12 protein-coding genes are annotated in these 14,914 nt (G+C 70.4%); 5 read left to right on the forward strand and 7 right to left on the reverse strand.

Going from position 1 to position 14,914, the window contains the following annotated elements:
- Positions 1 to 12 precede the first annotated feature (12 nt).
- Together ACSQ2B_RS16430 and ACSQ2B_RS16435 are read right to left on the reverse strand one after the other, a co-directional pair.
- Positions 13 to 4,872, reverse strand: a complete 4,860-nt coding sequence (locus ACSQ2B_RS16430) for an NAD-glutamate dehydrogenase (protein ID WP_436051484.1) — start codon at positions 4,870 to 4,872, stop codon at positions 13 to 15.
- Positions 4,873 to 5,103: 231 nt separating this feature from the next.
- Positions 5,104 to 6,183 carry an AI-2E family transporter gene (locus ACSQ2B_RS16435; protein WP_436051486.1) on the reverse strand — a complete coding sequence of 360 codons (1,080 nt, stop codon included), beginning with the start codon at positions 6,181 to 6,183 and terminating at the stop codon, positions 5,104 to 5,106.
- Between the two features lie 149 nt (positions 6,184 to 6,332).
- Between ACSQ2B_RS16435 and ACSQ2B_RS16440 the strand changes: the two genes are divergently transcribed.
- Together ACSQ2B_RS16440 and ACSQ2B_RS16445 are read left to right on the forward strand one after the other, a co-directional pair.
- On the forward strand, positions 6,333 to 7,832 hold the full coding sequence (locus ACSQ2B_RS16440) for a helicase HerA-like domain-containing protein (RefSeq protein WP_436051488.1): 1,500 nt from the start codon (positions 6,333 to 6,335) through the stop codon (positions 7,830 to 7,832).
- 54 nt (positions 7,833 to 7,886) lie between these two features.
- On the forward strand, positions 7,887 to 8,324 hold the full coding sequence (locus tag ACSQ2B_RS16445) for a YkvA family protein (RefSeq protein WP_436051489.1): 438 nt from the start codon (positions 7,887 to 7,889) through the stop codon (positions 8,322 to 8,324).
- A 33-nt stretch (positions 8,325 to 8,357) separates the two neighbouring features.
- Here ACSQ2B_RS16445 and secB read toward each other — a convergent pair whose 3' ends face one another.
- A complete protein-coding gene (gene secB, locus ACSQ2B_RS16450; RefSeq protein ID WP_436051490.1) occupies positions 8,358 to 8,840 on the reverse strand; it encodes a protein-export chaperone SecB in 483 nt (160 codons plus the stop codon).
- Positions 8,841 to 9,005: 165 nt separating this feature from the next.
- Here secB and timA point away from each other — a divergent pair, with 165 nt between their 5' ends.
- The 3 genes from timA to ACSQ2B_RS16465 are packed head-to-tail and all read left to right on the forward strand — an operon-like array spanning position 9,006 to position 11,308.
- Positions 9,006 to 9,626 carry a TIM44-related membrane protein TimA gene (timA, locus tag ACSQ2B_RS16455; RefSeq protein ID WP_436051491.1) on the forward strand — a complete coding sequence of 207 codons (621 nt, stop codon included), beginning with the start codon at positions 9,006 to 9,008 and terminating at the stop codon, positions 9,624 to 9,626.
- A gap of 6 nt (positions 9,627 to 9,632) precedes the next feature.
- Positions 9,633 to 10,787: an MltA domain-containing protein gene (locus ACSQ2B_RS16460; RefSeq protein WP_436051492.1), complete on the forward strand. Its 1,155-nt coding sequence runs from the start codon at positions 9,633 to 9,635 to the stop codon at positions 10,785 to 10,787.
- Positions 10,784 to 11,308: a Smr/MutS family protein gene (locus ACSQ2B_RS16465; protein WP_436051493.1), complete on the forward strand. Its 525-nt coding sequence runs from the start codon at positions 10,784 to 10,786 to the stop codon at positions 11,306 to 11,308. Before ACSQ2B_RS16460 ends, ACSQ2B_RS16465 begins: the two co-directional genes overlap by 4 nt.
- A 12-nt stretch (positions 11,309 to 11,320) precedes the next feature.
- Here the strand turns inward: ACSQ2B_RS16465 and ACSQ2B_RS16470 are convergent, their stop codons facing one another.
- From ACSQ2B_RS16470 to bioF, 4 genes are read right to left on the reverse strand one after another with little or no spacing between them, the layout of a single operon-like run.
- A complete protein-coding gene (locus ACSQ2B_RS16470) occupies positions 11,321 to 12,082 on the reverse strand; it encodes an ABC transporter permease (RefSeq protein WP_436051495.1) in 762 nt (253 codons plus the stop codon).
- Positions 12,079 to 13,020, reverse strand: coding sequence for an ABC transporter ATP-binding protein (locus ACSQ2B_RS16475; protein WP_436052589.1), 942 nt, complete (start codon positions 13,018 to 13,020; stop codon positions 12,079 to 12,081). The genes ACSQ2B_RS16470 and ACSQ2B_RS16475 overlap by 4 nt, the downstream gene beginning before the upstream one ends.
- Positions 13,021 to 13,050: 30 nt before the next feature.
- Entirely contained in the window at positions 13,051 to 13,740 is a 690-nt protein-coding gene (gene bioD / locus ACSQ2B_RS16480) for a dethiobiotin synthase (protein ID WP_436051497.1), read from the reverse strand.
- A complete protein-coding gene (gene bioF, locus ACSQ2B_RS16485; RefSeq protein ID WP_436051499.1) occupies positions 13,725 to 14,876 on the reverse strand; it encodes an 8-amino-7-oxononanoate synthase in 1,152 nt (383 codons plus the stop codon). Before bioF ends, bioD begins: the two co-directional genes overlap by 16 nt.
- Positions 14,877 to 14,914 lie beyond the last annotated feature (38 nt).

Here is a 14,914-nt window from a genome sequence, read left to right on the forward strand (position 1 = left end):
CCGCTCCACGCCTTATTTCCGCCGCCGCGAGTCTCCGGTCAGCGCCAGCTCCCGCAGGGCGGCGTTGGCGATGGTGAGCTTGGCGAAGGTCCAGGGCCCGACGGAGGCCTCGATTTCCGTCAGCGTCCGCCGGGCGGCCGCCACCTGGGTTTCGTGCGGCGCGCTCCAAGCCTTCACGGCGGCGCGGGCGCCGGCGGGGTCGCCGGCCTTGCGCGCGTCGGCCTTGGCTATCACCGCGCGCGAGAGGCTGGCCTGCTCGGCCAGCAGCTCCTCGATCAGCCGGCGCAGCGCCGTGCGCTCGAAGCTGTCGCCGACAGTATAGCTGGCCGCGGCGCCGCGCAGCCGGTCGAAGCCGAAGGCCTCCCCGGCCGCGTGATAGAGCCGGGCCGCGCTGCGTAGCGGCCAGCCGGCGCCCTCGGCCAGGTCGATGAGATCGGCGGCGGTGCTGATCGCCTGCAGGACCGAGGCCGCACGGGCGAGATCCTCTGGCGCGCCGGCCTCCGCCAGCGTGCGGGCGCGCGCTTCGATCCCGGCCAGCTCGACCGGTGAGGCGACCTCGAGCGCGATGGTCCTGAGGCTGCGGAAGCCGTCGCCGTAGCGCGAGACCAGGGTCTCTGGGCCAGCCTTGTTCCGCATCGCCCGCCGCGCCAGCCAGAAGGTCGCACCGCGCAGCGCCGAGGCGATCTGCCGGTAGAGCGCCATCTGTCCCGCGGCCGGCGCTCGGCCGTCGAGCGCCGACACCTGGTCCCAGAGCGCCGGCAGGTCGAGCAGGGTCTTGCTCGCCTCATAGCCGGCGACGAAGGCGCCGACGTCGCAGTTGGCGGCCCTCATCAGTCGCCAGGGGAAGCTCGGCCCGCAGCGGTCGACCATGTCGTTGGCGATGACCGTGGCGATGATGTCCGGCCGCAGCCGGTGGCGGCGCAGCGCGTCGGCGTATTTTCGCAGCGGCTTGGGGAAGTAACCTTCCAGCTGGCGTTCGAACCAGGGATCGTCGGTCGCCAGGCCGGCGGCCATCTCCCGCTTCAGCTCGAGCTTGCCGTAGGCCAGGAGCACGGCCAGCTCCGGCCGGGTCAGGCCCAGGCCGGCCTCGGCCCTCGCGGTGATCTCGGCGGGGCCAGGCAGGCCTTCCACCGCTCGGTCGAGACGGCCGTCGGCCTCCAGACGGGTCATGAACTGGGCGTAGGACTCCAGCTCGCCCGCGGCGTCCATCTCCATCAGCGACAGCGCCAGGGTCTGGCCGTAGTTGTGCGCCAGCACGTGGGCGGCGACATCCTCGGTCATCGACTTCAAGAGGCTGTCACGCCGCTTGCGGGTCAGCTGGTCCGACCGCTCGAGCATGCCGGTCAGGATCTTGATGTTGACCTCGTGGTCGGAGGAATCGACCCCGGCCGAGTTGTCGATGGCGTCGGTCTCGACCCGCCCGCCGGCCAGCGCGAACTCGATTCGCGCGGCCTGGGTGACGCCCAGGTTGGCGCCTTCGCCGATCACCTTCACCCGCAGGTCCCGGGCGTTGACGCGGACCGCGTCGTTGGCCTTGTCGCCGACATCGACATTGGCCTCGCGACCGCCCTTCACATAGGTGCCGATGCCGCCGAGGTAGAGCAGTTCGGCGGGCGCCTTGAGGATCGCCGTGATCAGCTCGTGGGGGCTGAGCTCCTCGGCCCTGATGTCGAGGGCGGCCCGCACCTGGGCGGAGAGCGGGATCGATTTCAGGGTGCGGGCATAGACCCCCCCGCCCTCGGAGATCGCCTTGCGGTCATAGTTGTCCCAGGACGACCGGGGCAGGGCGAACATCCGTTCCCGCTCGGCGAAGCTGCGCTCCGGGTCCGGATCGGGATCGAGGAAGACGTGGCGGTGGTCGAAGGCCGCCAGCAGCCGGGTCTGCTTGGACAGCAGCATGCCGTTGCCGAAGACGTCGCCGGACATGTCCCCGACGCCGATCACGCTGAAGGGTTCCGACTGGATGTCCTTGCCGAGCTCGCGGAAGTGACGCTTCACCGCCTCCCAGGCGCCGCGGGCGGTGATGCCCATCTCCTTATGGTCGTAGCCGGCCGAGCCGCCGGAGGCGAAGGCGTCGCCGAGCCAGAAGCCGTAGGACTCGGCCACCTCGTTGGCGATGTCGGAGAAGGTCGCCGTGCCCTTGTCGGCGGCCACCACCAGATAGGGATCGTCGCCGTCGTAGACGATGACGCCGTCGGGGTGGGTCACCCGGCCGTCCGGGGTCAGGTTGTCCGTCAGGTCGAGCAGGCCATGGAGGAAGGTCTTGTAGGCCGAGATCGCCTCGGTGCGGACCGCGTCGGCCGCGCCGCCCTTCGGCAGGCGCTTGGGAAAGAAGCCCCCCTTCGAGCCGACGGGCACGATGACCGCATTCTTCACCTGCTGGGCCTTCACCAGGCCCAGCACCTCGGTGCGGAAGTCGTCGCGCCGGTCGCTCCAGCGCAGGCCGCCGCGGGCGACGGGGCCGAAGCGCAGGTGCACGCCCTCGACGTTGACCGCCCAGATGAAGATCTCGCGGAAGGGCCTGGGCGCCGGCAGGTCGGCCAGCTGGCCGCTCGCCACCTTGAAGGAGATGTAGGGCTTGGGCCGACCCTCGGCGTCCAGCTGATAGTAGTTGGTCCGCTGGATCGCCTGGACCAGGGCGGCCATCCGGCGCAGCACCCGATCCTCTTCCAGGCTGTCGACGTGCTGCAGGGCGCCCAGGATCTCTGCGGACACCTCCATGGCCTGCTCGCGCCGGGCGGCGAGGTCGGCGCGGATCGCCGGATCGAAGCGGGTGCGGAACAGGTCGAGGATCAGCCGCGCGACGCCGGGATGGTTCGACAGGGCCTCTTCCTGGGCCCTCTGGGTGGGGTCGAGGCCGGACTGCTGGCGGTAGCGGGCGAGGGCTCGGACCAGGGCTGCGTCGCGCCAGGGGATCGACAGTTCGAGCACCAGGCGGTTGAAGCCGTCGCTTTCCGTCTGGCCGGTCCAGACCGCCGCCACCGCGTCCTCGAAGGCGAGCTTGATTTCCGAGAAGACCAGGCGCTCGCCACGGGAATCGTCGATCTCGAAATCGTGCACCCAGACCGGCGGTTCGCCCGGCCGGCCCACCGGGAACCCGGCCTCGGCCATGGCCTTCAGGCCCATGTTCTCGAGGATCGGCAGGACGTCGGCGAGAGGGATCGGCGCTCCTGCACGGTAGAGCTTGAAGCGGAACTGCGTGGGACCGTCCGTAGGCTGACGATGGGCCCGGGCGCGCACCGGGGCGTCGCCCAGGCTCTCGATCACCTCGAGGTCCGCCAGGGCCTCCGCCGGGTCGAAGCGGTCCTGATAGCCGGCCGGAAAAGCGTCCCGGAACCGCGCCAGGGTTTCCGCCACCGCCGCAGGCGCGACGCCGCCGGTGCGAACGGCGGCCTCGAAGCGGTCGCGCCAGCTGCGCGCCGCCTCGGCGATCGCGGTTTCCAGCGCCTTCAGGTCCGGCCAGGCGTGCGCGCCCGGCGTGAAGCCGATGATGTAGTGGACGCGCGCGACAGGGGCGTTGAACACGGTGGGATAGGCGGCGGAGACGCGGCCCTTGTAGGCCTGGGCCAGGATCTCTCCAGCCCGGCGTTCCAGCTCGGAATCGTACTGGTCGCGCGGCAGGAACAGCTGCACCGAGGCGAAGCGGTCCAGCGGATCGCGCCGCTCGAACAGGCCGACACGCGGCCGGTCGGTGAGATGCACGATGCTGAGCGCCTGGGTCAGCAGTTCGTCTTCGTCGACCTGGAAAAGCTCGTCCCGGGGATGGATCTCCAGGATGTACTTCAGCCGCTTCTCGTTGTGTCCGCCGGGCGCGGCGTTCGCGCGGGCCAGCACACGGGCCACCTTCTCGCGCAGCAGCGGCACGGCGGTCACCGACTCGTCATAAGCCCGGGCGGTGAACAAGCCGACGAAGCGGACTTCGCCATAGGGACGGCCCTCGTCGTCGTAACGTTTGACCCCGACGTAATCGAGATAGCCGCGGCGATGGACCCGGCTCTTGGCGTTGGCCTTGGCGACGGTGACGGCGGGCTCGCGGAAGATCCGATCCTTGCTGGCGCCCATCAGGACGGCGGGCTCGTTCGCCCGGCGCAGCACGGTGCGCTCGGGATCGCGCAGCACGCCCAATCCGTCCTTGGCCTGGTAGAGCGGTTCCTCCGGTGCATATTCGCCGTTGGGGCGCTTAGGGAATTCGTAGATCCGCGCGCCCAGGAAGACGAACTGTTCGGGCTGCAGCCAGGTCAGGAACTCGAACTCCTCAGGCGTCGCCTTGCCCGGCCGCTCGCGCAGTTCGTCGAGCGTGCGGCGCACCAGCGCCAGCATGGCCTTGAAGTCGTCCACGGCAGCGTGGACATCGGCTACCGTCGCCGCGACGCCGGCCTGCAGCGTCGCCTCACGGTCGGGTCCGATCGGCTCGAGGATCACCTGGATCATCGATTCCCTGCGCGCCGTGCCGGATTCGGCGCGCAGGCCGGCGCGGTCGCGGAAGACGTCGACGATCGGGTGGAACATGGCCCGCACCGCGACACCCTGGTCGGCGATCTCGCCCATGACGCTGTCGACCAGGAAGGCGCAGTCGTCCTGCACGATCTCCAGCCGGTCGAGCCCGGGCGCATCGGCGTCCAGGGCCGCGGCGATCCGCACCAGCGGCGCGCGGCCACGCCGGCGTTCGCCGAAGCGCCAGAAGTCCGCCAGGTTGTCGGCCAGCTGGGTCGCGGTGAGTTCGGGCAGCTCGTCGGCGACCACGTCGGCCGCGGCCTGTTGCGCGAAGACGCGGACGGCGGACGCGGCGGGGTCCTCGCCGATGGTCTGGATGACGGCCTTGGTCAGCGCGGATGGGGAGAGGGCGGATGGGACGCGCCGAGATTTGCTCACCGGCGCGCCTCCGCCAGCCGAGCGAGGACGCCGCCGGAGGAGAGTTTCCGGCGGCGTGCGGTCCCGCCGTGGGGGGGCGGCGGTTCGCTCGGGGCTCGCTGCGTCCGAGGGCTCGGGGGACGGACGCACCTGTCGCGGCCGTTGGGGTCGCGGCTCACCTTAGATAGGTTCCAGACGGACAACGGAAAGATCCCCAGCGGTCATAACTTATTGTGATCAAGGGTGGTGCGGCTAATCGGGCGGGGCGCCTGGCTTGGCTTCCCTCAACTGATGCGGAGCGCCGTCCGCCGACAGCATGATCGCAATCCACCGAGTGCCCTCGAACTGCGCCAGGATCACCATGGCCATGACCGTCAGAGGTGTCGAGAGGAAGGCCCCGACGACGCCCCAGATCGCGCCCCAGAAGGCGAGCGCCAGCAGGACCACCACCGGATCGATGTTGAGGCTGCGTCCCTGCATTCGCGGATAGATCACATTGCCGACGACCACGCCGATGGTGTTCAGCACGGCGAAGAGCACGATCGCCTGCCAGATGGTGTCAAACTGCAGCAGGGCGAAGACCGGCGGCGCGAGGATGCCGAGGAGCCCCCCGATCACCGGAATGTAGGAGACGATAAAGATCAGAAACGCCCAGAAGGCAGCGTCGTTGAGACCGACGGCGGTCATGGCGATCCAGGAGCCGGCGGCGATCATCAGGCCGGTGATCGTCTGCACCCACAGGTACCGCTCGACGCCGTCGCGGATCCGCAGGAAGGCGGCCACCGCCTCCTGCCGCTCCTCGCGGCTGCGGAACAGCGAGACCATCTTGCGCTCGAAGTTGCCCCGCGAGGCGATGATGAAGGCGGCGTAGACCAGGACGAAGCCCGCCGTGGCGGTGAAATTCTGCAGCCCCCGGGCCACGATCCCGAGATACTTGGCCGGGTCGAGCTGCTGGGCGAGCGTGCTGATGCTCACCGGGGCGTGGATCCCCAGCATATTCGCGCCCTGCGCGATCAGGCTGTTGAGCTTCGGCGTGTAGCCGACCAGCTGGCCGCCGAAGTTGGTGGCGTTCTCGGCGATGAAGAAGGCGCTGCCGCCGAAGATCGCCAACGACAGCACGACCGCCAGCGGCAGGGCCGCGCGGCGGGAGACCCCCGGCAGCCGGTGCGCCAGCACCCGGGCGAAGCCGTCGATCATCACCGCCAGGAACATGGCGAGCGCCAGCGGCGTCAGGATGTGGGCCAGCCAATAGAGGGTGGCGCCCGTGGCGATCACGGCCAGCAGCACGGTGGCGTTGCGGGTGACGGCGGAAGACGAGACAGCGGCGGCCATGGAGCCCTTTTTGTTCAGCGCGGGCGGACTGTCCGCGGCGAGAGGGCTTGCGTCAATCGCGCCGATGCGGATGGCTTGAGCGCTTGAACGCCCCACGCGTTCCCGTCGGGCGGCCGGAGCCGCCGTCGCATACCCAAAGGAGACGCCCCGTGGCTGAAGACGGCGTTCTGATCGGTCGGTCCGACTCTCCCTCAAGCCCTGGGCCGCAAAGCCTCAGGCTCGACCGCGCCAACCGCCATGGGCTGGTGGCCGGGGCGACGGGCACGGGCAAGACCGTCACCTTGCAGGTCCTGGCCCAGGGCTTCTCCGACGCCGGCGTTCCGGTCTTCGCCGCCGACGTGAAGGGCGACCTCTCCGGGCTCGCTGCGGCGGCCCAGCCGAACGAAAAGCTGCTGGCCCGCGCCGAGGGGCTGGGCGTGACCCTGCAGCCGTCCGCCGCCCCGGTGATCTTCTGGGACCTGTTCGGCCAGCAGGGCCACCCGATCCGCGCCACCGTCTCGGAGATGGGGCCGCTCCTGCTGTCGCGCCTGCTCGAGTTGAACGACGTACAGGAGGGGGTGCTGAACGTCGTCTTCCGCGCCGCCGATGAGGAAGGCCTGCTGCTGCTGGACCTGAAGGACCTGCAGGCGGCCCTGACTTACGCCGCCGACAACGCCAAGCAGCTGAGCAGTCGGTACGGCAATGTCGCGCCCGCGACGGTCGGCGCCGTCCAGCGCAAGCTGCTGGTCCTGGAGAACCAGGGCGGCGCCAACCTGTTCGGCGAACCGGCGCTGGACCTCTCCGACCTGATGCGCACCGACGCCGCCGGCCGCGGCTATGTCAGCCTGCTGTCCGGTGACCGGCTGATCGGTTCGCCCCAGCTCTACGCCACCTTTCTGCTGTGGCTGATGAGCGAGCTGTTCGAGCAGCTGCCGGAGATCGGCGATCCGGAGAAGCCGCGGCTGGTCTTCTTCTTCGACGAGGCGCATCTGCTCTTCAAGGACGCGCCCAAGGCGCTGCTCGACAAGGTCGAGCAGGTCGTCCGGCTGATCCGCTCCAAGGGCGTCGGGATCTATTTCATCACCCAGAACCCGGCCGACGTGCCGGACACGGTGCTGGGTCAGCTGGGCAATCGCATCCAGCACGGCCTGCGCGCCTATACGCCCGCCGACCAGCGCGGCCTGAGGGCGGCGGCGGCCAGCTTCCGCACCAATCCGGCGTTCGACACCGGCGAGGCGATCCAGGCTCTGGGCGTCGGCGAAGCCCTGGTCTCGGTGCTCGACGAAAAGGGCGCGCCGACCATGGTCGAGCAAACCAAGGTAAGACCGCCCAACTCGCGCATCGGGCCGGTTACGCCCGACGAGCGCCGCCAGCTGACGGCGGCGAGCCCCGTGCGCGGGCTTTACGATCAACTGCAGGATCGCGCGTCGGCGTTCGAGACGCTCAAGGCTAGAGCCGAGCAGAAGGCCGCCCCCGCCGAGCCGGCGCCGGCCGCCGCGCCCGGCCGCGCCCCCCCGCGCGCGCGGCCGTCTCAGGGCGAGCAGATGGTCGGCGCCTTCGCCACCTCGATGCTGCGCAGCATCGGGACCCAGGTCGGCCGCCAGCTCATCCGCGGCGTTCTGGGCGGGCTAATGGGGGCCGCCAGCAGCAGCAGCCGTCGGCGGCGCTAGCCGCGGCGGCCGCTTGGCGGTATCATCTTCTGGAAAAACCAACACTTAAGCCTGATGAGCGCCGCAAAAAACGCCTCCCCCGACCTGGACGACGCCGACCCCGGCGGAGCTTTCGATCCGCGCACGCCGATCGATCCGTCGCGCGCGCTCGTGCCTGCGGTCTTGCGGCTGAACGAGCAGCGGGTGGCGCGGGGCTTCTGGCCGAAGATCCGCCGAGCCGCCGCCCGGGTGCCCTTCGCGGCTGACGCCCTGTCGGTCTGGTACTGCGCGCGGGACGACCAGACGCCGTCCGCGGCCAAGGGCATGATGCTGGCGGCGCTGGCCTATTTCGTCCTGCCGGCGGACGCCGTGCCCGACTTCATCCCGATGCTCGGCTACACCGACGACGCAGCCGTGTTCGCCGCCCTGCTGGGGCTGGTCGGCCGAAACCTGAAGCCGCGCCACAGGGAAGCGGCGCGCACGGCGATCCTGCGTCTTCGGGACGAGGACTGAGCTGAGGCTCCCCCTTCCGGGGGAGCATCATCTCTAGGCGTGCCCGATCTGGCCTTCTTCGTTCTTGCGCGCGGCGTAGACGCCGGCGAAGTCGATCGGGTCGAGCAGGAAGGGCGGGTAGCCGCCTTCCGAGGTGATGTCGGCGATGATCCGGCGCGCGAACGGGAAGAGGTAGCGCGGGCACTCGATCAGCAGCACGGGTTCGAGGTCTTCGGCGCTGACGCCGCCGATCTGGAAGACGCCGCCGTAGAGCAGCTCGACCACAAACAGCGGGCCGTCGTCGCGCGAGGCGCGGGCCGACAGCTTCAGATCGACTTCGTACAGACCGTCGTCGCGCCCGCGGGCGTTCATCTCGACGCCCAGGTCGATCTGCGGCTGGACGGCGCCGGCGCGCAAGGCGTCGGGCGCGCGAGGGTTCTCGAACGAGAAATCGCGAACGAATTGAGCGAGGATGCGGATGCCGGGGGGCTCGGCGGCCAGGTCAGGCGCGCCCGCGTCGGCGTCGATGTCGGTCATATTTCGGCTTCATGTCCGTAGTGCGATGCGTGGCGTTTACGCATCCGTTGGCCCGGCGGGCTAACATGACGTCCGGACCGATGCAACGTCGCCCCTGACGCGGGCGTTGCAGTGTCCTATATAGGGCTATTGAGGTCCCATCATCCCTGACCCGAAGAGACGTCGTTGCAACTCCTCGAGCTGATCATCTTCGCCGGTTTGGCGGCCATCGTGCTTTATCAGCTCTATTCGGTGCTGGGCCGGCGTGTGGGCCGGCAACCGGAAGACCAGCCGGCGCCCGAGCCCGCCGGCCCGGTCGTGCGTCCGGCTGACCGCCCGCTCGAGGCGGCGGACGAGGGCGTGAGCCTGAGCGGCCTGGCCGCGGTGCGCGCCAAGGACCCGTCCTTCGAGATCAGCCACTTTCTCGCAGGCGCCAAGGGCGCCTACGAGATGATCGTGAAATCCTTCGCGGCCGGCGACCGGCCGACGCTGCGCAACCTGCTGGCGCCCGGCGTGATGGCCAGCTTCGACACGGCCATCGCCACGCGCGAGACCGAGGGCCGGACCGAGAGCGTGGAGTTCCTGCATCCGCCCCGCGCCGACCTCGAGAAGGCCGAGGTGGCCGGCGGCGGCGATCTGGCGCGGCTGACGGTTCGTTTCCTGGCCGAGTTCCGCAATCGCTCGAAGGGTCCGGAAGGCGAGGCCGTCGACGACCGCCGCACCGCCGAGCTGTGGACCTTCGAGCGCAATCTCAAGAGCCGCGATCCCAACTGGATCCTGATCCACGTCGACGCCGCGGAGGCCTGACCTCCCGTGAGGCTGCGCCTGGTTGCGTCGGCGCTCGCCGTCCTGAGCCTCGCCGCCTGCGCGACCGCGCCGCCGCGCCCCCAACCCGGGCCGTCCCCGTTTCCGCCGGAGCCGGCGCCGTCCGCCCCGCCGGCGGCCCCCGAGCGCATTCTGCCGCTGTCCGCCTTGCCGGGGTGGCTGGCTGACGACCACGCCCAGGCCTTCGCGGCCTTCCGCGAGACCTGCGCGACGTCGCGCGACGTCGATCTCGCCCGCGTCTGCCGCAGCGCCCGCGCGCTGGCCCCGCTGGACGAGCCGGCCGCGCGCGACTTCTTCGAGACCCGCTTTGTCGCCGAGGCGCTGCCGGGCGAGGGCGTGCTCACCGGCTATTACGCGCCGATCTATGCGGCGCGCCGTGCGCCCGACGCCGAGTTCAGCGCGCCCCTGCGCAGCGCGCCGACCGATCTGAAGGTCGTCGACGCCGGCCTGTTCGACCCGGCCCAGGCCGGCCGGCCCGGGGCGGCGATCGACCCTGGCTCAGGTCCGCTGCTGCCCTATCCCGACCGCGCCAACATCGAAGCCGCCGCCCCCGCGGCCCCGCTCGCCTGGCTTCGGCCGGAGGACCTTTTCTTCCTGCAGATCCAGGGGTCTGGCGCCCTGGTCTTCGAGGACGGCCGGCGGATGAAGGCGCTCTACGCCGCCAACAACGGCCGCCCCTTTGTCGGGATCGCCAACATCATGCGCGACCGCGGCCTGCTGGCGGCCGACAACACCTCCGGCGAGGCGATCCACGCCTGGCTCGCCGCTCACCGCGGTCCCGAGGCCCAGGCGCTGATGCAGCTCAATCCGCGCTACGCCTTTTTCCGCCTCGCGCCCGACGACGGTCGCCCGCCGGTGGGCGCCGCCAACGTCCCGCTGCCCGCCGGCCGCGCTGTCGCCGTCGACCGGACGCAGCACGCCATGGGCGAGCTCCTGTGGGTGGACGCCGAGGCGCCGCTGCTCAAGGGCGCCTTCCCCGCCTACCGCCGGCTCGCCGTCGCCTTGGACACCGGCGGGGCGATCCTGGGCCAGGTCCGCGCCGACCTCTATCTCGGCGAGGGGCCGGACGCCGGCGCCGAGGCCGGCCGGGTGCGCCATACGCTGCGCCTCTATCGGCTGTCGCCGCGGCAGGCTGCGCCGTGAAGCGGCCCCTGAAGGCGGAGGAGCTGAGGATCTGGAGCCTGGTCGCCGGCACCGTCCATCCCATGCCGGGGCGAGCGACGCCGATCCCGCGACCGACGGCCGCGGAAGCGGCGGTCGAGACGCCAGCCTGCATCCCGCCGCCCGCGAAGACCCCGTCGAAGCGTCCGGCGAAGTCACAGCCTCGCGAAGCGATCGACGGGATCGAACCCAACCGCCGCCACCGCATCGCCCGCGAGCGTGATCCGATCGCCGCCCGGCTCGACCTGCACGGCTACGACCAGGCCCGCGCCCGGGCCGTCCTCGAAGCCTTCCTGCACCGCGCCTGGGACGAGGGGTTCCGCTCGGTGCTGGTTATCACCGGCAAAGGGGTGCAGGGCGACGGGATCCTGCGCCGCCAGACGCCGGAGTGGTTGGCGGCGCCCCACCTGGCGCCGATCGTCGCGGGCATTTCCGAAGCCCACCGCCGCCACGGCGGCGAGGGGGCGCTCTACGTCGCGCTGAAGCGCAAGCCCCGGACCTAGCTCTGTTGCGGCCTAGGTCCTGAGCTTCCAGCCGGTGGCGAAGATCCGGGCGACGGCGAGGACGCAGACCAGCATGAAGCCGGCGGTGGCCGCCAGGCTCAAGCCCACCCCGACGTCCGAGACGCCGAAGAAGGCCCAGCGGAAGCCGCTGATCAGGTAGACCACCGGATTGAAGAGGGCGATCGTCTGCCAGATCTCCGGCAGCATCTTGATCGAATAGAAGCTGCCGCCCAGGAAGGTCAGGGGCGTGATCACCAGCATGGGGATGATCGACAGCTTCTCGAAGCCGTCCGCCCAGATGCCGATGATGAAGCCGAACAGGCTGAAGGTCACCGAGGTCAGCAGCAGGAAGGCCGCCATCCAGACCGGATGGGCGATCTCGAAGGGCACGAACAGCCGGGCGGTGATCAGGATGACTGTCCCCAGCATCACCGACTTCGACGCCGCCGCGCCGACGTAGCCGGCCAGGATCTCGACCGTCGAGATCGGCGCGGACAGCACCTCGTAGATGGTGCCGGCGAATTTCGGCATGTAGATGCCGAACGAGCCGTTGGAGATGCTCTCGGTCAGGATCGACAGCATGATCAGGCCCGGCACGATGAAGGCCCCGTAGGGGACCCCGTCGACGCTGGCCATGCGCTTGCCGATCGCCGCCCCGAAGACGATGAAATAGAGCGAGGTGGTGATCACGGGCGCCGCGATCGACTGGACCAGGGTGCGGAAGGTCCGCGCCATCTCGAATTTATAGATGGCCGCGACGGCGTGCAGGTTCATGCGCGGCTCCTCACCAGGCTGACGAAGATTTCTTCCAGCGAACTCTGGCTGGTCTGCAGGTCCTTGAAGTCGACCCCGCGCTTGGACAGCTCGCGCAGCAGCTCGGCGATGCCGGTGTGTTCGGCCTGAGCGTCGAAGGTGAAGACCAGCTCGGCGCCACCGCTGGCCAGGGCCAGCTGGTAGGCGTCAAGGCCCGCGGGGAGGGCGGTCAGGGGCTCCTGCAGCTGCAGGGTCAGCTGCTTCTTGCCGAGCTTGCGCATCAGGGCGACCTTCTCCTCGACCAGGATCAGCCCGCCCCGGGAGATGACGCCGATGCGGTCGGCCATCTCCTCGGCCTCCTCGATGTAGTGGGTGGTCAGGATGATGGTGACGCCGCTTTCGCGCAGCTTGCGGACCATTTCCCACATGTCGCGGCGCAGCTCGACATCGACCCCGGCGGTGGGCTCGTCGAGGAAGAGGATGCGCGGCTCGTGGCTCAGCGCCTTGGCGATCATCACCCGGCGCTTCATGCCGCCGGACAGGGCGCGAAGCTGGGCGTCCTTCTTGTCCCAGAGCGACAGGTCCCGCAGCACCTTCTCGATGTGGGCCGGGTTCGGCGCCTTGCCGAACAGGCCGCGTGAAAAGGAGACGGTGTTCCAGACGCTCTCGAAGGCGTCCGTCGCCAGCTCCTGCGGCACCAGGCCGATCTTCGCGCGCGCGGCGCGGAAGTCCTTCTTGATGTCGTGGCCATCTGCAATCACCCGGCCGGCTGTGGGCCGGACGAGACCGCAAACTATGCCGATCAACGTGGTCTTGCCGGCGCCGTTCGGACCCAGCAGGGCGAAGATCTCGCCCTGGCGGATCTCCAGATCGACGCCCTTCAGCGCCTGGAACCCGCCCGCATAGGTCTTGGCCAGGCCCTCGATAGTGATGATCGGCTGCACGCGTCCCCCTCGGATCGAGTGGTGAAGGTAGGGAGGCGCGGCGGTCTATGCCAGGACCAGCTGCAGCAAGGCCTCGGCCCAAGGACGTTCGTCGTCGCGGCGCACCGACACGACCGGAACCGGGCCGGCGAACTTCCGCACCATCGCCACCGTGTCGTCGAAGCTCGGCGCTTCGGGGCTGGCGTCCTCGCTTATCACCAGCGCGATGACCCGCAGGTGACGCGCCCGCATCACCTCCAGCGCCGTCAGCACGTGGCTGACCGCGCCCAGATAGGCGCCGCCGACGAGGATCGAGGGCAGGGAGAGGTATTCCGGCAGGTCCAGCGCCGTGCCGTCCTCCGCGATCGGCGACATCAGCCCGCCGGCGCCCTCCAACAGCTTCAGCTGCGCGGGGCTGGCGGCCAGCCAGGTGCGGCAGCGGGCGAGCAGGGCGGACTTTGCCAGCCTCTGGCCCTCGCGCCGCGCGGCGACCGGCGGGGCCAGTGGCGCCGAGAAGCGGAGCGGCGAGACGGCGTCGAGGTCGGCCTCCTCGCGGCCGAGCGCCTCGATCAACCGGCCGGCGTCGCTCTCCCGCCAGCGGGCGGGGTCGAAGCCGCTGAGCACCGGCTTGAAGGCGTCGCAGGTCAGGTTGCGGGCGCGGGCGGCGCGGATCAGGGCGCAGGCCACATGGGTCTTGCCGACGTCGGTGTGGGCGCCCGCGACGAACAGGGCGGTGGAGCTCAGCGCGGCAGCCACGGCCGCACCGCCTCCACCAGCTGGTCGATCTGTTCGTCCGTGTGCTCGGAGGAGAAGGCGAGTCTAAGCCGCGCCGTGCCGGCCGGCACCGTCGGCGGGCGGATCGGCACGACGAGCAGGCCCTTGGTCTCCAGGTCGCGCGCGGCGGCCAGCGCGGTCTCGGCCTCGCCGAGGATGATCGGCACGACCGCGCTCTCGGCCGGCGGCAGGTTCAGCGCGGTGGTGAGCCGCCGCGCCCGGGCGATCGGGGCGGCGATCCGCTCAGGCTCGCGCGCCATGACGTCGAGGGCGGCGATGGCGGCTGCGGCGTTGGCCGGCGGCAGGCCCGTCGAATAGACCACCGTCCGCGTGCGGGTCTTGATGAAGTCGATCACCGGCTGGGTCGCGCAGACATAGGCCCCGTAGCCGCCGATCGCCTTCGACAGCGTGCCCATCTGCAGGTCGACCCGGGCGTCGGGGAACATCCGGGCCGTGCCGCTGCCGTCGCCGACCACCCCCAGCCCGTGGGCGTCGTCCACCAGCAGCCAGGCGTCGTGGTCGCGGCAGACGCGGCTGATCTCGTCCAGCGGGGCGATGTCGCCGTCCATCGAGAAGACGCCGTCGGTGGCGACCAGGGCCTTGGGCGCGCCCGTGCGGCCCTCGGCCAGCTTGGCGGCGAGATCGGCGACATCGTTGTGGCGGAACACGACCACCTCGGCCTGGGACAGCTTGGCCCCGGTCCAGATGCAGGCGTGCGCCAGCTCGTCGACCAGGATCAGGTCGCCCGGCCCGACAAAGGTCGGGATGATGCCGGTGTTGGCCAGATAGCCGGAGCCGAAGATGCAGGCGGCCTCGGTCCCCTTCAGCGTCGCGAGCCGGGCCTCCAGCTCTGAAAACAGCGGATGGTCGCCGGTGACCAGCCGCGAGGCGCCCGCTCCGGTCCCATAGGTCTCGACGGCGGCCATGGCGGCGGCCTTGACCTCGGGGTGGTGGGACAGGCCGAGGTAGTCGTTGCAGGAAAAGGAGACGAGGGTTCGGCCGCCGCGCTCCACGAGGACGCCGGCCATCCGCCGGGTGGGCTGGATGGTGCGCAGCAGGCTCGCCGCGGCGAGCTGGTCGATCTTGCCCTGGGCGAAGGCGGTGAGGGTGTCGGTCACGCGGGCGCTATGCCCGACCTTGCGGCCATGCGAAAGAC

It is taken from the genome of Phenylobacterium sp. LjRoot225, assembly GCF_964252855.1.
Lineage (GTDB): Bacteria > Pseudomonadota > Alphaproteobacteria > Caulobacterales > Caulobacteraceae > Phenylobacterium.